Below are 21,983 nucleotides of genomic sequence, written 5' to 3' on the forward strand. Positions count from 1 at the left end.
GCGTTTGCGCGGAGATCATGCTCAAGCAAAAAGAGCATGCTCAGACAACAAGGCAATTGCACAAATAAAAATTGACGGAGGAACCCATGAGAGAAATCGATCGACGCAGCAAATATGACCGCCGTGTCTTTCTCAAAGGCGCGGCCGTGACCGCACCCGCAGTCGCGATCGCGACCTCGACGGGGCTCGGCATCACCGATGCATGGGCCGAAGGCGCCACGACGCTGACGCCGGCCACGCTGAAGACGCTGCTCAAGATGGCACGCGACATCTATCCGCACGATTTCCTCGGCGACAGCTACTACATCGCGGCGGTCAAGCCGTATGATGAGAAGGCTGCGAAGGATCCGGCGGTCAAGTCGCTGATCAATGACGGCGTCACGAGGCTCGATCAGGCCGCCAATGACCGCCACAAGATGCCCTATGTCCAGATCGCCTGGGAAAACGACCGCGTCGCGCTGCTGCAACAGATCGAGCAAAGCGCGTTCTTCCAGAAGATCCGCGGCGACCTCATCGTCTCCATCTACAACAACAAGGAGGTGTGGCCGCGATTCGGCTACGAGGGCTCCTCGGCAGAGCATGGCGGCTACATCAAGCGCGGCTTTGCCGATATCGACTGGCTGCCGAAAGTCTGAACGGGTCGGGAGGAAACAATGGCAAAATTCGATCTGAATGACAGCGGCGTTGTGGTGATCGTCGGCTCCGGTGCCGGCGGCGGAACGCTCGGCAATGAACTGGCGCAGAAGGGCGTCAAGGTCGTGATCCTGGAGGCCGGCCCGCGCATCGAGAACCAGGACTTCATCAACGATGAATGGGACAGTTTCACCCAGCTCGCCTGGTCCGACGCGCGCTCGACCTCGGGCAGCTGGCGCGTCCACCAGGACTTTCCTGGCCTGCCGGCCTGGATCGTGAAGGCGGTCGGCGGCTCGACCACGCATTGGGCCGGCGCCTCGCTGCGCTTCGACGAGCACGAGTTCAAGATCAAGTCGGCCTATGGCGCCATTCCCGGCGCCAACCTGATCGACTGGCCGATCACGCTCGCCGAGATGGAGCCGTGGTACGCCAAGGCCGAGGACAAGATGGGCGTCACCCGCACCAACGGCATTCCCGGACTGCCCGGCAACAACAATTTCAAGGTGATGGAAGCCGGCGCCAGGAAGCTCGGCTACAAGGAAGTGCACACCGGGCGGATGGCGATCAACAGCGAGCCGCGCGACGGCCGCGGCTCCTGCCAGCAGATCGGCTTCTGCTTCCAGGGCTGCAAGTCGGGCGCCAAATGGTCGACGCTCTACACCGAGATCCCGAAGGGCGAGGCCACCGGCAATCTCGAAGTGCGTCCCGGCAGCATGGTGATCAAGATCGAGCACGACCAGTCCGGCAAGGTCACCGGCGTGGTCTATGCCGACTCGACCGGCGCCATGCAACGCCAGAAGGCCCGCGTCGTCGCCGTCGCCGGCAACTCGATCGAGAGCCCGCGACTGCTGCTCAACAGCGCGTCCAGCATGTTCCCGGACGGGCTCGCCAATTCATCCGGCCAAGTCGGCCGGAACTACATGCGGCACATGACCGGCAGCGTCTATGCGAGCTTCGAGAAATCGGTGCACATGTATCGCGGCACCACGATGGCCGGCATCATCCGCGACGAGGCGAAGAACGATCCGAAGCGCGGCTTCGTCGGCGGCTACGAGATGGAGACGCTGTCGCTCGGCCTGCCCTTCATGGCCGCGTTCCTCAATCCCGGCGCCTGGGGACGCAGCTTCACCAGCGCGATCGAGGGCTATCCGCGGATGGCCGGCATGTGGCTGGTCGGCGAGGACATGCCGCAGGAGACCAACCGCGTCACGCTGGATCCGAAGATCAAGGACAAGTTCGGCATGCCGGTCGCCAGCGTGCATTTCGACGATCATCCGAACGACGTCGCGATGCGCGATCACGCCTACAAGCAGGGCTCCGCGGTCTATGAGGCGGTCGGCGCCACCGTCACCTATCCGACGCCGCCCTATCCCTCGACCCACAACATGGGCACCAACCGGATGAGCGAGAAGCCGCGCGACGGCGTGGTCAACAAGTTCGGCCAGACCCACGACATCAAGAACCTGTTCGTCTCCGACGGCAGCCAGTTCACGAGCGGTGCTGCCTGCAACCCGACGCTGACGATCGTGTCGCTGGCGATCCGCCAGGCCGACCACATCGCCGGCGCGATGCAGCGCAAGGAGATTTAGCGAGGAGATCCAGCAAGAAAATACAATTCCCCTCTCACTGGAGCGGCCTTGCCCAACAGGACAAGGCCGCTTTTCTCTTTCCGCGATGGATTGCGGCTGACGCTATTCCGCGGCATCCATGATCGCCGCCGCCCCGCGATAGTCCGGGACCACTGCCGGCGCATTCGCCTTGGCGCGGTAGATCAGGCAGGAGCAGCGCAGCAGCGAGGCGAAATTGTTCACCTCGCCGTGATGATCGAGCACCTCGTTGTGCAGCGTGGTGAGGAACTTGGCCAGCGTCATGCCTTCCTTGGCCGCGATCTCCTCCAGCGTATCCCAGAACGACATTTCCAGCCGGATCGAGGTACAATGGCCGTCGATCCGCAACGATCGGGTCTGCGATTCATAGTCGCGTTGCGGCTGATGCGCGAAAAGATGGCACATGGCGTTCCTCCGGCGAGAACTTATAATTTTTCTAAACGATATACCTGTGAGCGCGGCCCCACAATCGGGACGTAGGGCGTAACGCGCCGGCCGCCGAAGCCAAGCGTCTTCAAGACGATAGGCCGGACTCATCCCCAATCCGCATCCGGCCGCCATATCGGTCCCATGCATTTGCCGGCGCGGCGACTTATAGTACCGGCCAGCCTCGAATCGCCCTCCGAACGTCCAATCCATGCCCGTCCGCCAGCTTCCCGAACAGCTCGTCAACCGCATCGCCGCCGGCGAAGTGGTCGAACGCCCCGCGAGCGTGGTCAAGGAACTGGTCGAGAACGCGATCGACGCCGGCGCCAGCCGGATCGACGTTTTCACCGATGGCGGCGGGCGGCGCCGGATCGGCATCACCGACGATGGCGGCGGCATGACCCGCGCCGACCTCGCGCTTGCGGTCGACCGTCACGCCACCTCCAAGCTCGACGACGAGGACCTGTTGCGCATCCGCACGCTCGGCTTCCGCGGCGAGGCGCTGCCCTCGATCGGCGCGGTGGCAAAACTCGGCATCACCACGCGCCATGCCAGCGAGCCGCATGCCTGGTCGCTGTCGGTCGAAGGCGGCGAGAAGTCGGAGGTCATGCCGGCCGCGCTCGGCCAGGGCACCCGCGTCGAGGTCAACGAACTCTTCTACGCCACGCCGGCGCGGCTGAAATTCCTCAAGACCGACCGCACCGAGGCGGAGGCGATCCGCGAGGTGGTGCGGCGCCTCGGCATGGCGCGCCCGGACATCGCCTTCACGCTGGCCGGCGAAGAGCGCGCGCCGGTCACCTGGGCTGCGGCGCTGCCCGGCGCCGCCGGCCGGCTGACCCGGCTCGGCGATATCCTGGGTGCGGATTTTCGCGCCAGTGCGATCGAGGTGCGTGCCGAGCGCGAGGGCATCGTGGTCGAGGGCTTTGCCGCCGCGCCGTCGCTGACCCGCGCCAATGCGCTCGGGCAATATCTGTTCGTCAATGGCCGCCCGGTGCGCGACAAGCTGATCCTCGGCGCGGTGCGCGCGGCCTATTCCGACTACCTGCCGCGCGACCGCCATCCTGTCGTGGCGCTGTTCGTGACCTGCGACCCGCAAGAGGTCGATGCCAATGTGCATCCGGCCAAGACCGAGGTGCGTTTCCGCAATGCCGGCCTGGTGCGCGCACTGATCGTGCACGCCTTGAAGGAAGGCCTCGCGCGCGAAGGCAGGCGCACTGCGGCCAACACCGCCGATGGCGCGGCGCTCTCGGCATTTCGGCCGGCCTTCACGCCGCCGCGACCGGGCAATTGGGACTGGCGCGGCTCGCCGTCCTATCCGGCTGGTCCGATGCGCGCGTTCGACGGCGCGGCGGCGCCCGCCTTCGCCGAGCCCGGACAGGCCGCCTTCGACGTCGGTACGCCGACCGCCGATGTGCGCTTCGAGGCCGCGCCCGATATGCTCGACCGGCCGCTCGGCGCCGCGCGCACCCAGATCCACGAGACCTACATCGTCTCGCAGACCCGCGACGGCCTCATCGTGGTGGACCAGCACGCGGCCCATGAGCGCATCGTCTATGAGAAGCTGAAGGCCTCGCTGGCGAGGAACGGCGTGCAGCGGCAGATCCTCCTGATCCCGGAGATCGTCGAGCTCGATGAGGCGACCGTCGAGAAGCTGCTCGACCGCGCCGAGGAGCTGGCGTCGTTCGGGCTCGCGATCGAATCCTTCGGCCCCGGCGCCGTCGCCGTGCGCGAGACGCCCTCGCTGCTCGGCAAGGCCAACGCGGCCGGGCTGTTGCGCGACCTCGCCGAGCACATGGCCGAGTGGGACGAGGCGCTGCCGCTGGAGCGGCGGCTGATGCACGTCGCCGCCACCATGGCCTGCCACGGCTCGGTCCGCGCCGGAAGGCGCCTCAAGCCGGAAGAGATGAACGCGCTGCTCCGCGAGATGGAAGACACGCCGAACTCCGGCCAGTGCAACCACGGCCGCCCGACCTATGTCGAATTGAAGCTGAGCGATATCGAGAAGCTGTTCGGTCGGCGGTAGCCACCCCACGCACAACTGTCATCGCCCGGCGCGACCGGGCGATCCAGTACGCCGCGACGATCGTGATCAATCGAGAGGCCTCGGCGTACTGGATCACCCGCATGCGCGGGTGACGACAGCATAACGAGCGGCACCATTACGTTCGGCGAAGGAAGACGAATTCCGTGTCGTCATAGGCGCGCCGCTCGAGCTCCTCGAAGCCATCCGGCGCCGCGAACGCCGCGGCCTTTGCCTCTTCCACCACGAGCAGCGCGCCCGGCGTCAGCCAGCCGCCGTCGCGCAGCGAGGCGAGCGCCTTCTCAGCGAGCCCCTTGCCATAGGGCGGATCGAGAAACACCAGCGAGAACGGCTCGACCGGATGCGCCGGTCCGAGATCGGTGGCATCGCGGCGATAGACCTTGGTCGTGCCGCCGAGGCCGAGCGACTCGACATTGTTGCGCAGCAGCGCCCGCGCCTCGGCGCCATTGTCGACGAACAGCGTGAACCTGGCGCCGCGCGAGGCCGCCTCGATGCCAAGTGCGCCGGTGCCGGCAAACAGATCGAGCACGCGCGCGTCCTCAATCGGATTGTCGTACGCGTGGATCAGAATGTTGAACACGGACTCGCGCAGCCGGTCCGCGGTCGGACGAATCTCGCGGCCCGCAGGCGAAGCGAGATTGCGGCCCTTCAGCCTGCCCCCGACGACGCGCATCGACCGTTACTCGTCCCGCGGCTTGAGATCGCGCTTGCCGTGATAGCCGCGCTTGGGACGGCGCGGCGGGCCGTAGCCGCTCGCTTCGTCTTCATTGCGGGCACGGGCTTCCTCGCTGCCGGTGCGCTGCACCAGCACGCGGCGGCCCTTGCGATCGTTGATGGTTTCGCGCTTGCTAGGCTTCGGCTTCCTGGCGGGCGCATCGTCACTGCTGCCGGCGTCACGCTGCTCCGGCCGCGTGAAGTCGGCACCCGCGATCTTGGCGATCTTCTCGCCGAGCTGCTCGCGCAGCACCCGCGTCTTGACCTCCTCGACCTTGCCCTCTTCGAGCTCGCCGAGCTGGAACGGGCCGTAGGAAATCCGGATCAAGCGGTTCACCTCGAGCCCGAGATGCGCCATCACGTTGCGGACCTCGCGGTTCTTGCCCTCGCGGATCGCGAACACCACCCACACATTGGCGCTCTGGTCGCGTTCCAGCGTCGCGTCGATCGGCCCGTATTTGACGCCGTCGACCTCGATGCCACCCTTGAGCTGATCGAGCTGGCCCTGCGTCACTTCGCCATGCGCGCGCACGCGGTAACGGCGCAGCCATCCGGTGTCGGGGTGCTCCAACGTCCGCGCCAGGCCGCCGTCATTGGTCAGCAGCAACAGGCCCTCGGTGTTGAAATCGAGCCGCCCGATCGAGATCAGCCGCGGCAATCCTTCGGGCAGATTGTCGAACACGGTCGGCCGCCCCTCGGGATCGGCATGCGTCGTCATCAGCCCGCGCGGCTTGTGATACATGAACAGCCGCGTCCGCTCGCGCGGCGGCAACGGCTTGCCGTCGACCGCCACGACATCGTTCTCGGTGATATCGAGCGCCGGCGAGTTGATCACGCGTCCGTTGACGGTGACGCGCCCTTGCGTGACGATCTCCTCGGCATCGCGGCGCGAGGCGAGACCTGCGCGCGCCAAGACCTTCGCAATGCGCTCGCCGGATTTCTTCGGCTTCGGCTCGGGACGCTCGCGCCGATCGTCGGAAGCGCGTTCGCGATAGGCCCCCCGGCCGCCGAAGGCCGGGCGCTTCGCAAAGATCCTGCTGTCGTCCTCATTGTCGCGGCGCGGCCGGTCGGAGAAGCGGCCCTCGCTGCGCGGGTGCTCCTGCCAGTCGGTGCGGCCTTCGGGCCGCTCGCGCCGGCGATTGTCGCGGCGATCGCCGGCGTCTTCGTCGCGACTCCAGCGCGGCCGACCGAACTTCGGACGATCACCCTGCTCACGATCGTCGCGGGACCTGGAAAATCGCGGACGGTCGCCGCCGCCGCGATCGTCGCGCGGTTGGCGATTCCGCTTTTGCCAGGGCTTCTCGTCGCTGCGGTCGCGCCCTTCGAAATCGCGGTCGCGCTTGAAGCGCGGCCGATCGCCGAAATCGCGGCGCGGCGCATCGCCGTCCTCGCGGCGGCGGAACGGGCGGCCTTCGCCCTTGTCGCGGAAGGAGGACTTGTCGCGATCGCCGCGCGAAAACTTCCGGTCGTCGAATTTGCGCTCGGCGCGCTCGCCGCGCGGCGCGTAGGAACGTTTCTCCCCGTCACGCTCGCCACGCGGCGTGTAGGGACGCTTCTCGCGATCGCCATAGGACCGCTTCTCGCCGAACTTGCGGTCGGATGACCGGCCTTCCGAACGCGCGCCACCGCGCTGAGGACGATCGCCCGCATCAAAGTCCCGGCGCTCGCCGCGCGGCTTGAACGGGCGCTTTCCGCCACCCTCGCCGCGGTCGTCGCGCTTGAAGCGCGGCCGGTCGCCGTAATCGCGGCGCGGCGCATCGCCGTCCTCGCGGCGGCGGAACGAGCGGCCCTCGCCCTTGTCGCCGAACGAGCGCTTGTCGCGATCACCCTTGCCGCGATCACCCTTGCCGCCGAAGCTACGCTTGCCGAACGGCTTGTCCGATCCGCGGGAGCCGCCGGAACGACCCTTCCCGGGCGCCCCCCGGTCCCGCCGGCCGCGGGAATCGTTGTTTTTGTCGCTGTCGCGGGGCATGAATGTTCTCGCCTGGAGGTTCAATTGGGGCGCAGGGCAACCGGCGATACGCGCGCCATCTGGGCGCGATTGGCGCAAAACCGGCATCCACTTCTGCTGAAGGCGACGCTACTAGCAGGTTTCTTCCGATGATACGAGGCATGTCTGCCCCCTCTTTCATGGATTTGGCGCTAAAAACCGCGGAAAATGCCGGAAAAGCCGGCGAGGTTCCGATCGGATGCGTGATCGTGCGGGGCTACGAGGTGATCGCCACCGCCGGCAACCGCACCCTGACCGACCGCGATCCGACGGCCCATGCGGAAATCGTCGCGATCCGGCAGGCCGCCGAGGCCATCGGCACCGAGCGGCTGGTCGATTGCGACCTCTACGTGACGCTGGAGCCCTGCACCATGTGCGCCGGCGCAATCTCCTTCGCCCGCATCCGCCGGCTCTATTACGGCGCCGCCGATCCCAAGGGCGGCGCGGTCGAGTCGGGCGTGCGGTTCTTCGCGCAGCCGACCTGCCACCATGTGCCGGAGGTCTATGGCGCGGTCGGCGAGACCGAGGCGGCGACACTGCTGAAGGATTTTTTCCGGGCGCGAAGGTAGGGCGCGCTCGCGCCTCCTCACCACTGTCATCATCCGCGAAAGCGGATGATCCAGTATTCCAGAGACCGCAGTGATCAATCGAGGGGCCGCGGCGTACTGGATACCCGCATTCGCGAGCATGACAGCTTAGCTTGTGGCTACCCCGCCAGGAAAAACTCCCGCAGCAGCTTCGCGGTCGCGTCCGGAGCCTCCTCGGGCAGGAAGTGCCCCGACGCCACCGGCGCGCCGCTGACATTGGTTGCCCAGGTCTTCCAGGTATCGAGCGGCGTCGTTGCCGCGCTGGCAACGCCGGCATCGCCCCACAATGCGAGCATCGGGACCGTGATCTTCTTGCCGGCATCGACATCGGCCTTGTCGATCTCGTAGTCGGCATAGGCGCCGGCGCGATAGTCCTCGCACATCGCATGGATGCGCGCGGGATCGCGGAATGGCGCAAGGTAGTGCGCGAGCGCGCGCGGATCGATCGCCTCCAGCGTCTTGGTCCTGGTCTGGCTCGCCATCTTCTCCTTGAGGAAGAATTCGCCATTGCTGGAGACCAGCGTCTCGGGCAGCGGATAGGGCTGCGCCAGGAACGCCCAGTGATAGATCTTCAGCGCCGACAGGCGATTGAGCTTCTGCCAGTAGTCATAGGTCGGCGCGATATCGAGCACCGCAAGCTTCGAGAGCCGGCCGGGATGATCGAGCGCGAGGCGGTACGACACCCGGCCGCCGCGGTCGTGACCGGCGAGCGCGAAATGCACATGCCCAAGCTGCTCCATCACCTCGACCATGGTCTTCGCCCAGGCCCGCTTGGTGTAGGGCGTATGGTCCTCGTCGCTGTCGGGCATGTCGGACCAGCCGTAGCCCGGCAGGTCGGCGATGATCAGCGTGAAGGCATCGTCGAGTTTCGGCGCGACCGTGTGCCACATCACGTGCGTCGAGGAAAAGCCGTGCAGCAGCAGCAATGGCGGGCCCTTGCCGCCGACGCGGGCGAAGATGCGGCCCTGCGAGGTGTTGATCCATTTGGACGCATAGCCGGGAAAAAGATCAGCGAGATCGGGCATCGGTAGCTCCTTCCCTGTCGCGGCCGCGCTGCTTCAAACTTTGTTCGGCGTTGCCGCTGGCTTTGGCGAGGTTTATGCCATCCTCAAGTCCAGCCAACAACAACACGAAACGAGGAAGTGCCATGTCGATCGATTTCGAGATTCCGGCCGAGGCCAAGGCGATCCGCGAGAAGGTTCGCAAATTCGTGCACGACGAGTGTATTCCGGCGGAAAAGGAACTCGACACCAAGCCGCTTGCCGAGGTGCTGGGACCGCTGCGGAAGAAGGCCCGCGCGCAGGGCCTGTGGTGCCCATTCGTGCCGAAGGAGTATGGCGGTATGGGCCTCGGCCCGCTCGCCAACGCCCTGGTGCAGATGGAGCTCGGCGAGAGCATGCTCGGCGCGCTCTCGATGAACACGCAGGGACCGGACGACGCCTCGATGATGACGATCCTGGCGCACGGCACCGAGTACCAGAAAGAAAAATTCCTCAAGCCCCTGCTGAACGGCGAGAAGCGCATCTGCTTCTCGATGACGGAAAAGGCCGCCGGCGCCGACGCGACCGGCATGCAGACCACGGCGGTGAAGGACGGCAACGAGAACTACATCCTCAACGGCGAGAAATGGTTCTCCTCGTCGGCAAGCGTCGCCGACCTCGCGCTGGTCATGGCGAAGACCGATCCCAACGCGCCGCGCCACAAGCAGTATTCGACCTTCATCGTCGAGCTGCCCAACCCCGGCTACCGCATCAAGCGCAACGTCGCCAACATGGCGATCGAGGGTCCGCATGACGACGTGATCCATGGCGGCCACTCCGAGATCGAGATCAAGGATCTGAAGGTGCCCGCCGACAATCTGCTCGGCGGCGAGGGCAACGGCTTCAACATGGGGCAGCACCGCCTCGCCTACGGCCGGCTGCGCCACGGCATGCACAACGTCGCCAAGGCGCAGCGCGCGCTCGACATGGCGGCCGCCCATGTCACCAAGCGCTCGACCTTCGGCCAGCTGCTGGCCGACCGCCAGGCGGTGCAGTTCATGCTCGCCGACTGCGCGAGCGAGCTCTATATCGGCCGGCTGATGCTGCTGCACATCGCCTACAAGGCGGAGAAGGGCCTCGACATCCGCCAGGAGAACTCGATCGCCAAGATCTTCCATGCCCACATGGTGCACAAGGTGATCGACACCGCGATCCAGTTGCACGGCGCGCTCGGCTTCAGCCAGGATACGCCGCTGGCGAAGTGGTACACCCAGGTGCGCTCGCAGCGGCTGGTCGACGGCCCCGACGAGGTGCACAAGTGGAAGATCGGCAAGAACGTCATCAAGGCGTTCCGCGAGCACGGCACCACGGCGTCAGCGGCGGGCGGGGACTTGCTCTGACCCATTTCGTCATTCCGGGGCGGCGCAACGCGCCGAACCCGGAATCTCGAGATAGGGTGAGAAGGTGCCCACAACATCGGGATTCCGGATCGGCGCGCGATGCGCGTCGTCCGGAATGACGGCGTGAGGCCGAACCTCAACCGCTCGCCGCGAACAGCTCCCATGTCCCGGGCAGTCCCTTCAGCTCGAACGCGCCGCGCTCGGCGAATTTCAACCCGGCGCCAGCGACCAGATCGGTCACCACGCGCGACACCAGCACCTCGTTCGAGTCACACTGCGACATCACGCGCGCCGCGGCGTGTACCGCTATGCCGCCGATATCCGCGCCCCTCACCTCGATCTCGCCGGTGTGCAGGCCCGCTCGCACCGGCAGGCCGATCTGCCGCGCGGCCGAACCGAAAGCCAGCGCACAGCGGACGGCGCGGCCGGGACCGTCGAAGGTCGCCAGAATGCCGTCGCCAGTGCTCTTCACCAGATGGCCGCGATGGCGGCCGACCATCTGCTGCGCGAGTTGATCGTGATCGTCGAGCAGACGTCGCCAACGATGGTCACCCATCACCGCGGCACTGCGAGTCGAATCGACGATATCGGTGAACAGCACGGTCGCAAGTACACGGTCGAGCTCGGCATCACCACCGTCGCGATGGCCGGTGACGAATTCCTCGACATCGCCAAGCATCGCCTCGGTCTCGCCGACCCAATAGTAGTGATCGCAGCCCGGATATTCCACGTATCTCGCGCCGGGGATCGAGCGCGCGACGGCACGGCCGAGCGCCACGGGAACGCGGGCATCGCCGGTCCGATGCAGGACAAGCGTCGGAGTCTGGAGCATCGGCAGGATCGTCGTGACGTCGATCGCGCGATTGAGAACGAGCAGCGTCCGCAACGCTCCCGGACTGCTCGACAGCCGCTCGAATTTCGCGACCTGCGCGATCACTTCTGCATTCGTTGCCTGGCTCGGCGCGACAGTCTTGACCGTGTCGCCAGAACCCCAGTTCTGCACGATCTCGTCGCAGCGCTGCTGCCACACGTCGTCCGGCAGGCGATCCTTCGAGCGGGCAAAGCTGCCGAGCAGAACGAGATGCGAAACGCGGTCCGGATAGGTCGCTGCAAACAGCACACTCATCGGACAGCCCTCGGAGAAGCCGAACAACACCGCCTTCGTGGAGCCGATGGCATCCATGATGGCCCGGACGTCGTCCATGCGCTGCTCGAGGGAGGGCGCGCCGGTCATCCGATCCGACAATCCCTGTCCGCGTTTGTCGAAGCTCACGACCCGGGCGAAGCGCGACAGGCGGCGCAGCACGGCGGTGTAGCCGGGCATCTCGTGCATGAACTCGATGTGCGAGAACAAGCCGGGGACAAGGATGATGTCGACAGGACCATCGCCCATCACCTGATAGGCGATGCTCGCGTCGGCGCTTTGCGCGTAGTGCGTCTCGGGCAGTCTGAAATCGGTCATCCGAAGGCCCCCGGGCGCGCCATTGTCGCCGCTGCGGCCGGATCGATCAACCCTTCTCCGCCTCCACCGCCTGCCAGGCGATGTCCCGGCGGCAGAATCCGTCCGGCCATTTGATCCGATCGACGGACTGATAGGCGCGGTCGCGCGCCTCGGTGACCGTCTTGCCCATCGCGCAGATGTTCAGCACCCGCCCGCCATTGGCGATGATGGCGCCATCCTTCGCCACCGTACCGGCGTGGAATATCTCGACGCCCTCGACCTTGGCGGCGTCATCGAGGCCGTCGATCCGCGTGCCCTTGATGTAGTCGCCGGGATAGCCCTTCGCCGCCATCACCACCGTCAGCGCCGGGTCCGGATACCAGCGCAGATCGAAGTTCTTCAACTGCCCGTCGATGGAGGCGAGCAGCGCCGGCACGATGTCCGACATCATCCGCAGCATCAGCACCTGGCACTCGGGATCGCCGAAGCGGACATTGTATTCGAACAGTTTTGGGCCCTGCGCGGTCAGCATCACGCCGGCATAGAGCACGCCCTTGAACGGCGTGCCGCGGCTCTTCATCCCGGCCACCGTCGGCAGGATGATCCGCGCCATGATCTGGTCGTGCACCTCTGATGTCACGAACGGCGTCGGCGAATAGGCGCCCATGCCGCCGGTGTTCGGCCCCTTGTCGTGATCGAACACCCGCTTGTGGTCCTGCGCCGAGGCCAGCGGGATCGCGGTCTCGCCGTCGCACAGCGCGAAGAAGCTGATTTCGCGGCCCGAGAGGAATTCCTCGATCACGACCTCGGCGCCGGCGGAGCCGAACGCGCCCTCGAACATCATCGCGATCGCGGCCTCGGCCTCGGGCAGCGTCTGTGCCACCACGACGCCCTTGCCGGCGGCGAGCCCGTCGGCCTTGACCACGATCGGCGCGCCCTGGGCGCGGACATAGGCCACCGCGTCCTTCGCGTTGTCGAAACGGCGATAGGCGCCGGTCGGAATGTCGAACTCGCTGCAGAGGTCCTTGGTGAAACCCTTCGAGCCCTCGAGCTGGGCGGCCTGCCGGCTCGGCCCGAACGCCTTGATGCCGACCCCGGCGAGGTCGTCGACGATCCCGGCGGCGAGCGGCGTCTCCGGTCCGACCACCACCAGATCGACCGCATGGCCCCGGCAGAATTCGATCACCGCGGCATGGTCGGCGACATCGAGCGCGACGCATTCGGCCTCGCGCGCGATCCCGGCATTGCCCGGCGCGCACCAGAGTTTCGTCACCAGCGGGGACGCGGCGATCTTCCACGCCAGCGCATGTTCGCGGCCGCCGGAACCGAGCAGGAGGATGTTCATCTGTGTCGCCGATCAGAGGGGTTGTAACGCCATTTCGTCCGGTTTAGCACGCTCCCGAACCGCAGCAACACGCGGTTCGATCAGATGTGGATATGTGATTCGACGCCTGAAACGCGGCGTCCGGACCTTGCACACGGGGTCGAAAACCCCGATTCTATAGATCAGATGACCGCTGCTCCGAATCTCGTCAACGCGCCTGAATTCACCGTCTCGGAACTCTCCTCCGCCCTGAAGCGGACGGTGGAGGACCGCTTCGGCCATGTCCGTGTCCGCGGCGAGATTTCCGGCTTTCGCGGCCCGCATTCCTCCGGCCACTGCTATTTCGCGCTGAAGGACGAGAGCGCCAAGATCGAGGCCGTGATCTGGAAGTTCGCCCATGCCCGGATGCGCTTCAAGCCGCAGGAAGGGCTCGAGGTCATCGCCACCGGCAAGCTGACCACCTACCCGAACTCCTCGAAGTACCAGATCGTCATCGATTCGCTGGAGCCGGCCGGCGTCGGCGCGCTGATGGCGCTGATGGAGGAGCGCAAGAAGAAGCTCGCCGCCGAGGGCCTGTTCGACGAGGCCCGCAAGCAGCTTTTGCCCTGGCTGCCCGAGGTGATCGGCGTCGTCACCTCGCCGACCGGCGCCGTGATCCGCGACATTCTGCACCGGCTGGAGGACCGCTTCCCCCGCCGCGTGCTGGTCTGGCCGGTCAAGGTGCAGGGCGACGGCTCGGCCGAACAGGTCGCGGCCGCGATCCGCGGCTTCAACGCGCTGCCGGAGGGCGGCCGGATTCCACGGCCTGATCTGCTCATCGTCGCGCGCGGCGGCGGCTCGCTGGAGGACCTCTGGTCGTTCAACGAGGAGATCGTAGTCCGCGCCGCGGCCGAGAGCCATATCCCGCTGATCTCGGCGGTCGGCCACGAGACCGACATCACGCTGATCGACTTCGTCGCCGACAAGCGCGCGCCGACGCCGACCGCCGCCGCCGAAATGGCGGTGCCGGTGCGCAGCGAGCTGTTCGTCGAGGTCCAGGCGCTCGCCCGCCGCACCATGGTGTGCTGGCAGCGTACCCAGGAGGCCCGCCGCACCGAGCTGCGCGCCGCAGCGCGGGCGCTGCCGGCGGCGCACGAGCTGCTGGCGATCCCGCGGCAGCGGCTCGATCATCTCGCAGCGGGGCTGCCGCGCGGGCTGAAGGCCAATACGCACGCGCATTTCCGCCGCTTTGCCGCCAGCAGTTCGCGCCTCACCATCGGCGTGCTGCGCGGCCAGATCGCGCATGCGCGGCAGCGGCTCACCGTATCCGGCGAGCGCATCACGCTATCGGCGCGCGCGCTGCTGCATCGCCGCCGCGAGCGCTTCAGCGGGCTCGAGATCCGGCTCAAGGCCTCGAAGCTTGCCAACGCCAAGGCCCAGCGCAACGCCATCGCCCGCGACCTCGAACGCACCCACCGCCTCGCCGAGCGCGCCCGGCGCGCGCTGGTGACGACGATGCAGCGGCTCGAGGCGCGGGTCGCCCATAGCGGACAACTGCTGTCGGCGCTGTCCTATCGGGGCGTGCTGGCGCGCGGCTTTGCGCTGGTGCGCGACGCGCACGGCCACGCCCTGCATTCCGCGGCGGCGGTCGGCCCGAACGCCGGGCTGTCGATCGAGTTCGCCGATGGCCGCGTCGCCGCCACCGCGAATGCCGATCAGCCCCCGGCGACGGTAGCGCCCGACAGCCAGCCGAAGCCTCAGTCCCGTGAGGCGAAACCGGCAGCGCCGAAGCGCGTCACCAAGCCGGTCGATCAGGGCAGCTTGTTCTAGACTAGCGCGACAGCCACTCGGCGACTTGCTTTTGCGCATCCTTGCGCGCGCCGGTATCGGTGCCGATGTGACCGCGCTCGGCGATCTCGGCATCGGAGGTTGCGACCGCGTGCAGCGGCAGGTTAGGCCGGTCGAAGTCGTGATAGGCCTCCGGATAGACCACGATCCGCGCCAGCGCGCTGCGGCCGCGGGCGCCGTCGACCATCTGGTGGCAGGCCGATGATGATGTCACGTCGTCGCGCGCGCCGATCAGGACCAGCGTCGGCACCCGTGCGCTCCAGCCGAGGCCGAACGAGGCGCGGCAATCCGGATAGAACGCGACCGCCGAGCGAAAATCCGGCTCGACGTTGCGCGACCACAACTGCGGCCGCACCGCCCACAGCAGGGCGGCGGCGCCGTTGCCCCAGCCGATCAGGCTGATGCGGCGCTTCGCCACCCATTTCTGCTGCACCAGCCACTGCCGCGCCGCGTTGATGTCGGCGACCCGCGCGCGGCGGGTCTGCACCTGATGCTCCCTGATGCGGCACTGCGGACCGAGCTCGCGCGAGCCGTAGCTGTCCGGCAGCAGCACCGCATGGCCGCTCGTCAGCAATTGCTCGGCCCAGTCGCGATAGCGCGGCAAGACCGGCTCGGAACGGCCGGCGAGACCGCCGCAGCCATGCAGCGCGATCACGGTCGGGAACGGGCCGTCGCCATCGGGCCGGTAGAGCTGCGCGTGCAGCGTGACATTGCCTTCGGGGATCTCGACCTGATGCGGGGCCGGGAGCGGCGCCGCGGCCGCGGCCGGCGCGGCAAGCATGGCGAGGAGCATGAAAACTGGCTTGAGGCGCATCCGATCCGGCCGGCTCGTTATGGCGCCGCAAACACAGCGGACCACGGCCGCAAGGCTACCATGCGCCTCCGCCGCCAAATCATCACAAGTCGGTGGTTTAACGGGCGGACATGACACCCTATCTGTGATAGACGGTTTCATCGACATCCAGATGGCCTCGTTGGAGGCAAGGCGGAGAGCTTAATCGTGCTGAACAAGTTCGGTCCCTCGGGCCATGGCGAAGCGCAGGTGCAATATCTCGACGGCGATTTCCGCGTGATCTCGCCCGGCACCTTTGTGCGCTGTGCCATCACCGACGTCCGGATTCCGCTCGACGAGCTGAAGTACTGGAGCGTCGATCTGCAGGAAGCCTACGCCACCCCGACCGCCGTGCTGCAGCGCCACCATCCCGGCGTCCTCAAGCCGCAGGCCTAGGCTCAAGGCCGGGTTCATTTGGAGAGCCTCCTGTCCCGCGCCCTGAACAGCTGATCGGCCACCAGGCGCCGCAGCGCGTCGCCATCATCGAATTGCAGCGTCACCGCGAACGGCACGATCGCCTGTGCCCAGGCCGGCATCCCGTCCGGGCCACGCAACCGCGCGAGATCCTTTTCCGTCGTCACCAGCGTCAGGGCGTCGCCACGCGCGTCGGCAACGAGCGCTTCGATCTCCTCCTTCGTGAAGGCATGATGATCGGCGAAAGCCTTGCTGCGCACGACGTCGACGCCGCTTGCGCGCAACGTGTTGAAGAAGCGCGCGGGATCGCCGATGCCGGCAAAGGCGAGCGCACGCGTTCCGCTCAGCGCCGCCAACGAGGCCTGGTCCGGTTTCAGATGCGCCGACAGCACCGGCTTGCCGCGGGACGCCAGATCGGCCGCGATCTTTTTCGCGCCACTTCCCTCGCCGACCACGATCAGCGCGTCGGTCCGTTCCAGCTGCGGCGCCAGCGGCGCGCGCAACGGTCCGGCCGGAATCACGCGGCCGTTGCCGACGCCGCGCGTGCCGTCGATCACGATCAGGCAGGTGTCCTTGAGCACGCTCGGATTCTGGAAGCCGTCGTCCATCAGGATCACGCTGGCGTCCTGCGCGCGCGCCAGCGCCAGGCCCGCGGCGCGGTCGCGCGACACCACGACCGGCAAGCTCGCCGCCATCATCAGCGGCTCGTCGCCGACATCGGCCGCCGTGTGGCTGTCGCGATCGACCTTGACCGGGCCGCCGAGCCTGCCGCCATAGCCGCGGCTCAGCACCACCGGCCGCTCGTCGAGCTCGCGCAGCAATTTTGCCAGCGCCAGCACCGTTGGCGTCTTGCCGGCGCCGCCGACATGGTAATTGCCGACGCAGATCACGGGAATGCCGGCATCGACGCCGGATTGCCGCATCCGCCGTGCGGCGACCGCGCCGTAAAGCGCGGCAAGCGGTTGGAGCAGTTGCGATGTCCAAGACGACCGCCGGTGCCAGAAGGCCGGCTCACGCATTGGCGGCTCCCATCTCGAGCCGCAACTGCAACAGATAGGGCTCGAGAGCGGTCACCGTGCGCTCCAGCGCGCCACCGAGCTGTTCGACGACGCGCTCGGAGGCCGCCAGCGAAATGTCGCGTGCCGCGGAATCAGCAAGGAACTGGCCGAGCTGCTTGACCAGCGCTTCCCGATCGTCGGCGCGGCGCGCGCCGCCGGCGCGATCGAGCGCCTCATAGACATCGGTGAAGTTGAACACGTGCGGGCCGTGCACGATCGCTGCGCCAAGCTTGATCGCCTCGATCGGATTCTGGCCGCCATGCGCAACCAGCGAGCCGCCCATGAACACGATCGGCGCGAGGCGATAGAACAGGCCGAGTTCGCCCATCGTGTCGGCGACATAGATATCTGTTGTCGCGACCGGCAGGTCCTCATGCGAGCGCAGGCCGGGGCGCAGGCCCGCCTCCGTCACCAGCCGGGCCACCGCCTCGCCGCGCGCGGCATGCCGCGGCACGATCACTGTGAGCAGGCCGGGGAAGAATCCGGCGAGCGATTTGTGCGCCTCGATCAGGATCTCTTCCTCGCCGGGATGGGTCGAGGCGGCAACCACGATGGCGCGGCCGCGCGTCACCGACATCAGCCGCTCCAGCTTGGCCGGATCGGCCGGCGGCGCCGCGACGTCGAGCTTGAGGTTGCCGGTGACGACGACGTTGTGGCTGCCGAGCGCGGCGAAGCGTTCGGCGTCGGTGTTCGACTGCGCGAGGCAGATGTCGAACCGTCCGAGCAGCGCGCCGATGGTGTTGGAGACCCGGCGCCAGCGCGGGAACGAGCGCTGCGACATCCGCCCGTTGATCAGCACCATCGGCAGCCGCCGCGCGGCACTCGACAGGATCAGGTTCGGCCACAAATCGGATTCGATGAACAGCGCCAGCGACGGATGCCAGTGATCGAGGAATCGCGTGACATAACGCGGCGAGTCGTACGGCACGTATTGATGGATGACGTCGGGCGGGAAGCGCTTGGCGACGATCGCGGCCGAGGTCACCGTGCCCGAGGTGAGCAGGATGCGCAGATTGAGCGCGCGCAGCCGCTCGATCAGCCCGGCCGCCGCCAGCACCTCGCCGACGCTGGCGCCGTGTATCCACACCAGCGGGCCCTGCGGCCTGGTATCGGCGCTCACGCCGCGCCGCTCGCCGACGCGTTCGGGATCTTCCTTGCCGAGCTTGAGCCGCCGCTTGATCAGGGCAGGCGCGAGCGGCACCATCGCGGACGACAGCTTGCGGTACACACGCAACGTCATCGGTAGCGAGCTAGCCAAGCGCTGCCTCCGGCCGCCCGACCGCTGCATAGGCACGTCGGGTCGCTTCGTTGAGAAGTTCCTCCACGTGCTGCCGAAGCTTTTCCATCGTCGCGGCGTCGGCGTCGGGCGGCACATAGACCGGCTCAATACCTACCACTGCGCCGCGCCCGAATGGCAAATTGATGGTGGTCGAATCCCAGTTTTTCAACCGGATGAATCGGCTGGTGACCATCGCAAAGGGGATGATCGGCCGGCCGGTCTCCCGCGCCAGCATGATGGCCCCGAGGCCCGCCACCCGCGCCCGCTTCGGCACGTCGGCCGTGGTGGCCATGTTGCAGCCGTCTTCCAGCGCCCGAACCATCTCCAGGAAGGCGCCGACGCCGCCCTTGCGATGGAACGCGCCGGAATGATCGCCGGAACCTCTGATGGTGCCGATGCCGAGCCGCTCCACCGCGAGGGCGTTGAACTCGCCGTCGCGGTGGCGGGAGATCAGGACCTTGGCGCGGTAGCTCTCCTTGGTCTTGATGAACGGCGTCATGAAGTGCTGGCCGTGCCAGAACACGAAGATCGCCGGCATCAGAGGCTCGACGATCCCGTACACGTCATGCGGCTGGTAACTGAAGCGGTTGGTGTACCACACCAGCCGCAGATACTCGGCCGCAAGCACACCCAGCGCGCGCTGCACGAAGCCGCTGCGCAGCAGATCGCGAAAAAGTCGTTTCAATGGGAGTGCTTTGTGTCCTGCTCAGGATCGAGCAACCGGTGAAGATGGACGACGAAATAGCGCATCTGGGCGTTGTCCACAGTCTGCTGCGCCTTCGCCTTCCAGGCTGCATAGGCGGTCGCATAGTTCGGGTAGACGCCGACGATCTCGACTTCGTCCAGATTCTTGAAAGTGTTGTGCTCGAGATCGGTCAACTCGCCGCCGATCACGAGGTGAAGCAGCTGGGGCTGGGCATTGTCTGACATGATGGTGGTTTTCCTAACGAGATGCCCGGCAAACAAATGAAGTCGTGGTCGTCACAGGTCTGGTCGTCACAAGTCTGGTGGTCACAAGGCTGTCGCAGCAGGTCTGGTCGTCACAATCGGAAACGCGGCGCGGATCGGCGGGGCCTCACGGCAAAGGACGTTTGCGAAAATGCTCGACAATGCGTGCATGACGTTCGCGTCCTGCTGCCACCAGCACCCCATGCGTCACCTCCCGGCGATTGTACTCAATCGCGTCCCCCGAGAGCGCGGTCATCTTACCACCCGCTTCCTGCACGATCAAATTCGCGGCGGCAAGATCCCAGTCGCGGCTTTGCCCGCCCGCAAAGGCCGCGTCAAGTCGACCTTGTGCTACACGGCACAGCCGCAGCGCCAGCGATCCGATCCGCGGATAGAGCGTGATTTCGTCCGGCGTCGGGCTGAGCCGCTGCACCAGCGGCTTCGGTCCCGCCATCCGTGGGAAATTGAAATCGGTGCCTGCGGTTGCATGCACCGCGCCGTCGTTCAGGGTGGCGCCCTGTCCGCGGGCGGCGAAGAAGAATTCCTCGCTGACCGGCGCATACACCGCCGCGAGCACCGGAGATGCATTTTCAACCAGCGCCACACTGACGCACCAGTCCTCGCGGCCGGCGAGATAGGCGCGGGTGCCGTCGATCGGATCGACGATCCAGGTGAAGCCCTTGCCGAGTCGGGAGTCGTCGTCGGCGCTCTCTTCCGACAGCCAGCCGTAGCCGGGCGTTGCCGAACGCAGCTGCTGCTCCAGGAGATCGTTGACCGCGATGTCGGCCTCGGAGACCGGCGAGGACGCGCCCTTGATCCAGTTCTTCAATTCGGTGCGGAACAGCGACGATGCGAGCCGGCCCGCTTCCTGCACCGATCTGGTCAGCAAGGCGGCATCGCGCGCCTTGGTCCAGTCGTCCGTATCAGCGTCCGCCAAGCGTCAGGCCCTCGATGCGCAGCGTCGGCGAGTTGACGCCGTAGCGGAATTCCAGGTCGTTGGCGGCGACCAGCGACTTGAACATCGGCAGCAGATGGCCGGCGATGGTCACTTCGCTGACCGGGTAGGTGATCTCGCCGTTCTCGATCCAGAAACCGGACGCGCCGCGGCTGTAATCGCCGGTCACGCCGTTGACGCCGGAGCCGATCAGGTCGGTGACATAGAAGCCCTGCTTGATGTCGGAGATCAGCTCCTTCGGCGTCACCGCACCCGGCTCGAGATGCAGATTATAGGTCCCGGGCGACGGCGAGGACGACACGCCGCGATGCGCATGCCCGGTCGTCACGAGGCCTAGCTCGCGCGCGGTCGCCGAATCCAGCACCCAGGTGGTGAGCACGCCCGCATCGATCAGCGCCGTCTTCTTCACCCTGACGCCCTCGGCATCGAAGGTCTGCGAGCGCAGGCCACGCACGCGCAACGGATCGTCGATGATGCGGATGTCTTTGGAGAACAGCTGCTCGCCGAGCTTGTCCTTCAGAAAGCTGGTCTTGCGCGCGATCGAGGCGCCGTTGATGGCGCCGACCAGATGGCCGACGATCGAGCCGGCGACCCGCGGATCGAACACCACCGGCACCTTGCAGGTCTCGACCTTGCGCGGATTCGACCGCGCCACCGCGCGCTCTCCGGCCTTGCGACCGACGGCAGCAGGTGAATCGAGATCGGAGGCATGCGGCGCGCTGGTGAAATCGTAGTCGCGCTCCATGCCGGTGCCCTCACCGGAAATCGCCGTGGTCGAGATGCCGTGGCTGGAACGCAGATAAGAACCGTGGAAGCCGGTCGACGTCACCAGCACCATGCCGCCGATCCCGGTCGAGGCCGACGCGCCGCCGGACTTGGTGACACCCTTGACCGCGAGCGCCGCGGCCTCCGCTTCGATCGCGCGCTGCTCCAGTTCGGCCGTGCTCGGAACCTTGCGATCGAGCAGATCGAGATCGGGGAAATCGTGTGCGTGGAGCACCGGATCGGCCAGACCGACATATTTGTCGTCCGGCGCCACGCGCGCCATCGCGACCGCGCGCTCGGCAAGCTTGGCGACCCCGTCGCCGCTGACGTCATTGGTCGACACCACCGCCTGGCGCTGGCCGACGAACACCCGCAGGCCGACGTCATCGCCTTCGGAGCGTTCGGTTTCCTCGACGCGGCCGTCGCGCACCTCGACGCCCTGCGAGACGCCGCGCACCGCGATGGCATCGGCCGCATCGGCGCCCGCGCGCTTTGCGGCATCGACCAGGCGCTGCGCGAGGTCGCTCAGGCCCGATTGGTCGAACAGATCGGAGCTATCGCCGTGTCGCGATGCAGATGGTGAAGAGTTCACGAACGAATTCCTGCGGATTGAGGGGGGCCCGGAACGAGGTCGACAGACCCACCAGATGTGCCGGTTTCACAGGGATTTCAAGCACTTTGCGTCGGCAGACAACAAAGATTTGAGTGATCGGGGCAAGGCTTCGTCAATCATGCGGGCCAACCTCTTGTCAATCATGGCAC

Annotated in this window: 20 protein-coding genes; 7 read left to right on the forward strand and 13 right to left on the reverse strand. The window is 66.7% G+C overall.

The window, feature by feature from the left end:
- Positions 1 to 86: 86 nt before the first annotated feature.
- Positions 87 to 635 (forward strand): gluconate 2-dehydrogenase subunit 3 family protein, encoded by a 549-nt coding sequence (locus E2I15_RS24535; RefSeq protein ID WP_137482657.1) that lies wholly within the window; start codon positions 87 to 89, stop codon positions 633 to 635.
- A gap of 18 nt (positions 636 to 653) precedes the next feature.
- Complete coding sequence (locus E2I15_RS24540; RefSeq protein WP_137482656.1) at positions 654 to 2,222, forward strand: GMC family oxidoreductase; 1,569 nt, start codon at positions 654 to 656, stop codon at positions 2,220 to 2,222.
- A 102-nt stretch (positions 2,223 to 2,324) separates the two neighbouring features.
- On the opposite strand, the gene E2I15_RS24545 is transcribed toward E2I15_RS24540, so the two are convergent.
- Positions 2,325 to 2,645 carry a ribbon-helix-helix domain-containing protein gene (locus E2I15_RS24545; protein WP_016848007.1) on the reverse strand — a complete coding sequence of 107 codons (321 nt, stop codon included), beginning with the start codon at positions 2,643 to 2,645 and terminating at the stop codon, positions 2,325 to 2,327.
- 232 nt (positions 2,646 to 2,877) lie between these two features.
- Between E2I15_RS24545 and mutL the strand changes: the two genes are divergently transcribed.
- A complete protein-coding gene (gene mutL, locus E2I15_RS24550; RefSeq protein WP_137482655.1) occupies positions 2,878 to 4,689 on the forward strand; it encodes a DNA mismatch repair endonuclease MutL in 1,812 nt (603 codons plus the stop codon).
- Between the two features lie 136 nt (positions 4,690 to 4,825).
- Here mutL and rsmD read toward each other — a convergent pair whose 3' ends face one another.
- Positions 4,826 to 5,380 (reverse strand): 16S rRNA (guanine(966)-N(2))-methyltransferase RsmD, encoded by a 555-nt coding sequence (gene rsmD / locus E2I15_RS24555; protein WP_137482654.1) that lies wholly within the window; start codon positions 5,378 to 5,380, stop codon positions 4,826 to 4,828.
- Between the two features lie 6 nt (positions 5,381 to 5,386).
- Positions 5,387 to 7,393, reverse strand: a complete 2,007-nt coding sequence (locus E2I15_RS24560) for a pseudouridine synthase (protein ID WP_137482653.1) — start codon at positions 7,391 to 7,393, stop codon at positions 5,387 to 5,389.
- A gap of 140 nt (positions 7,394 to 7,533) precedes the next feature.
- Here E2I15_RS24560 and E2I15_RS24565 point away from each other — a divergent pair, with 140 nt between their 5' ends.
- Positions 7,534 to 7,980, forward strand: coding sequence for a nucleoside deaminase (locus tag E2I15_RS24565; RefSeq protein ID WP_246668335.1), 447 nt, complete (start codon positions 7,534 to 7,536; stop codon positions 7,978 to 7,980).
- 137 nt (positions 7,981 to 8,117) lie between these two features.
- On the opposite strand, the gene E2I15_RS24570 is transcribed toward E2I15_RS24565, so the two are convergent.
- The gene (locus E2I15_RS24570; protein ID WP_137482651.1) at positions 8,118 to 9,023 is read right to left on the reverse strand and encodes an alpha/beta fold hydrolase; all 906 of its coding nucleotides are present in this window, start codon (positions 9,021 to 9,023) and stop codon (positions 8,118 to 8,120) included.
- Positions 9,024 to 9,145: 122 nt separating this feature from the next.
- Between E2I15_RS24570 and E2I15_RS24575 the strand changes: the two genes are divergently transcribed.
- Positions 9,146 to 10,378 carry an acyl-CoA dehydrogenase family protein gene (locus tag E2I15_RS24575; RefSeq protein WP_038388024.1) on the forward strand — a complete coding sequence of 411 codons (1,233 nt, stop codon included), beginning with the start codon at positions 9,146 to 9,148 and terminating at the stop codon, positions 10,376 to 10,378.
- A gap of 136 nt (positions 10,379 to 10,514) precedes the next feature.
- Here E2I15_RS24575 and E2I15_RS24580 read toward each other — a convergent pair whose 3' ends face one another.
- Positions 10,515 to 11,840: an adenylate/guanylate cyclase domain-containing protein gene (locus E2I15_RS24580; protein WP_137482650.1), complete on the reverse strand. Its 1,326-nt coding sequence runs from the start codon at positions 11,838 to 11,840 to the stop codon at positions 10,515 to 10,517.
- 46 nt (positions 11,841 to 11,886) lie between these two features.
- Positions 11,887 to 13,164 carry a phosphoribosylamine--glycine ligase gene (purD, locus tag E2I15_RS24585; RefSeq protein ID WP_137482649.1) on the reverse strand — a complete coding sequence of 426 codons (1,278 nt, stop codon included), beginning with the start codon at positions 13,162 to 13,164 and terminating at the stop codon, positions 11,887 to 11,889.
- A 165-nt stretch (positions 13,165 to 13,329) separates the two neighbouring features.
- On the opposite strand from purD, the gene xseA reads away from it, so the two are divergent.
- Positions 13,330 to 14,952, forward strand: coding sequence for an exodeoxyribonuclease VII large subunit (xseA, locus tag E2I15_RS24590; protein WP_137482648.1), 1,623 nt, complete (start codon positions 13,330 to 13,332; stop codon positions 14,950 to 14,952).
- Position 14,953: 1 nt separating this feature from the next.
- Here the strand turns inward: xseA and E2I15_RS24595 are convergent, their stop codons facing one another.
- Positions 14,954 to 15,784 carry a dienelactone hydrolase family protein gene (locus E2I15_RS24595; protein WP_137482647.1) on the reverse strand — a complete coding sequence of 277 codons (831 nt, stop codon included), beginning with the start codon at positions 15,782 to 15,784 and terminating at the stop codon, positions 14,954 to 14,956.
- Positions 15,785 to 15,970: 186 nt separating this feature from the next.
- Here E2I15_RS24595 and E2I15_RS24600 point away from each other — a divergent pair, with 186 nt between their 5' ends.
- Positions 15,971 to 16,198, forward strand: a complete 228-nt coding sequence (locus E2I15_RS24600; RefSeq protein ID WP_016848019.1) for a DUF2093 domain-containing protein — start codon at positions 15,971 to 15,973, stop codon at positions 16,196 to 16,198.
- A 14-nt stretch (positions 16,199 to 16,212) separates the two neighbouring features.
- Here the strand turns inward: E2I15_RS24600 and lpxK are convergent, their stop codons facing one another.
- The 6 genes from lpxK to E2I15_RS24630 form a co-directional block, all read right to left on the reverse strand.
- A complete protein-coding gene (gene lpxK / locus E2I15_RS24605; RefSeq protein ID WP_137482646.1) occupies positions 16,213 to 17,235 on the reverse strand; it encodes a tetraacyldisaccharide 4'-kinase in 1,023 nt (340 codons plus the stop codon).
- On the reverse strand, positions 17,228 to 18,562 hold the full coding sequence (locus E2I15_RS24610; protein ID WP_137482645.1) for a 3-deoxy-D-manno-octulosonic acid transferase: 1,335 nt from the start codon (positions 18,560 to 18,562) through the stop codon (positions 17,228 to 17,230). Before E2I15_RS24610 ends, lpxK begins: the two co-directional genes overlap by 8 nt.
- On the reverse strand, positions 18,525 to 19,238 hold the full coding sequence (locus E2I15_RS24615) for a lysophospholipid acyltransferase family protein (protein ID WP_050384219.1): 714 nt from the start codon (positions 19,236 to 19,238) through the stop codon (positions 18,525 to 18,527). Before E2I15_RS24615 ends, E2I15_RS24610 begins: the two co-directional genes overlap by 38 nt.
- Complete coding sequence (locus E2I15_RS24620; protein WP_016848023.1) at positions 19,235 to 19,483, reverse strand: DUF4170 domain-containing protein; 249 nt, start codon at positions 19,481 to 19,483, stop codon at positions 19,235 to 19,237. Before E2I15_RS24620 ends, E2I15_RS24615 begins: the two co-directional genes overlap by 4 nt.
- A gap of 145 nt (positions 19,484 to 19,628) precedes the next feature.
- Positions 19,629 to 20,438, reverse strand: a complete 810-nt coding sequence (locus tag E2I15_RS24625; protein WP_137482644.1) for an inositol monophosphatase family protein — start codon at positions 20,436 to 20,438, stop codon at positions 19,629 to 19,631.
- Complete coding sequence (locus E2I15_RS24630) at positions 20,425 to 21,813, reverse strand: TldD/PmbA family protein (protein WP_137482643.1); 1,389 nt, start codon at positions 21,811 to 21,813, stop codon at positions 20,425 to 20,427. Before E2I15_RS24630 ends, E2I15_RS24625 begins: the two co-directional genes overlap by 14 nt.
- Positions 21,814 to 21,983: the final 170 nt, after the last annotated feature.

It is taken from the genome of Bradyrhizobium sp. BR2003, assembly GCF_009720285.1.
Classification (GTDB): Bacteria; Pseudomonadota; Alphaproteobacteria; order Rhizobiales; family Xanthobacteraceae; genus Bradyrhizobium; species Bradyrhizobium elkanii.

Excerpts from the sequence above, each read along its gene's own strand:
- E2I15_RS24535 (WP_137482657.1), top strand. The coding sequence starts at position 87 with ATGAGAGAAATCGATCGACGCAGCAAATATGACCGCCGTGTCTTTCTC.
- mutL (WP_137482655.1), top strand. The coding sequence starts at position 2,878 with ATGCCCGTCCGCCAGCTTCCCGAACAGCTCGTCAACCGCATCGCCGCC.
- E2I15_RS24595 (WP_137482647.1), bottom strand. The coding sequence starts at position 15,784 with ATGCGCCTCAAGCCAGTTTTCATGCTCCTCGCCATGCTTGCCGCGCCG.
- E2I15_RS24620 (WP_016848023.1), bottom strand. The coding sequence starts at position 19,483 with ATGTCAGACAATGCCCAGCCCCAGCTGCTTCACCTCGTGATCGGCGGC.
- purD (WP_137482649.1), bottom strand. The coding sequence starts at position 13,164 with ATGAACATCCTCCTGCTCGGTTCCGGCGGCCGCGAACATGCGCTGGCG.
- E2I15_RS24610 (WP_137482645.1), bottom strand. The coding sequence starts at position 18,562 with ATGCAGCGGTCGGGCGGCCGGAGGCAGCGCTTGGCTAGCTCGCTACCG.
- rsmD (WP_137482654.1), bottom strand. The coding sequence starts at position 5,380 with ATGCGCGTCGTCGGGGGCAGGCTGAAGGGCCGCAATCTCGCTTCGCCT.
- E2I15_RS24540 (WP_137482656.1), top strand. The coding sequence starts at position 654 with ATGGCAAAATTCGATCTGAATGACAGCGGCGTTGTGGTGATCGTCGGC.
- lpxK (WP_137482646.1), bottom strand. The coding sequence starts at position 17,235 with ATGCGTGAGCCGGCCTTCTGGCACCGGCGGTCGTCTTGGACATCGCAA.
- E2I15_RS24565 (WP_246668335.1), top strand. The coding sequence starts at position 7,534 with ATGTCTGCCCCCTCTTTCATGGATTTGGCGCTAAAAACCGCGGAAAAT.
- E2I15_RS24575 (WP_038388024.1), top strand. The coding sequence starts at position 9,146 with ATGTCGATCGATTTCGAGATTCCGGCCGAGGCCAAGGCGATCCGCGAG.
- E2I15_RS24560 (WP_137482653.1), bottom strand. The coding sequence starts at position 7,393 with ATGCCCCGCGACAGCGACAAAAACAACGATTCCCGCGGCCGGCGGGAC.
- E2I15_RS24580 (WP_137482650.1), bottom strand. The coding sequence starts at position 11,840 with ATGACCGATTTCAGACTGCCCGAGACGCACTACGCGCAAAGCGCCGAC.
- E2I15_RS24545 (WP_016848007.1), bottom strand. The coding sequence starts at position 2,645 with ATGTGCCATCTTTTCGCGCATCAGCCGCAACGCGACTATGAATCGCAG.
- E2I15_RS24570 (WP_137482651.1), bottom strand. The coding sequence starts at position 9,023 with ATGCCCGATCTCGCTGATCTTTTTCCCGGCTATGCGTCCAAATGGATC.
- xseA (WP_137482648.1), top strand. The coding sequence starts at position 13,330 with ATGACCGCTGCTCCGAATCTCGTCAACGCGCCTGAATTCACCGTCTCG.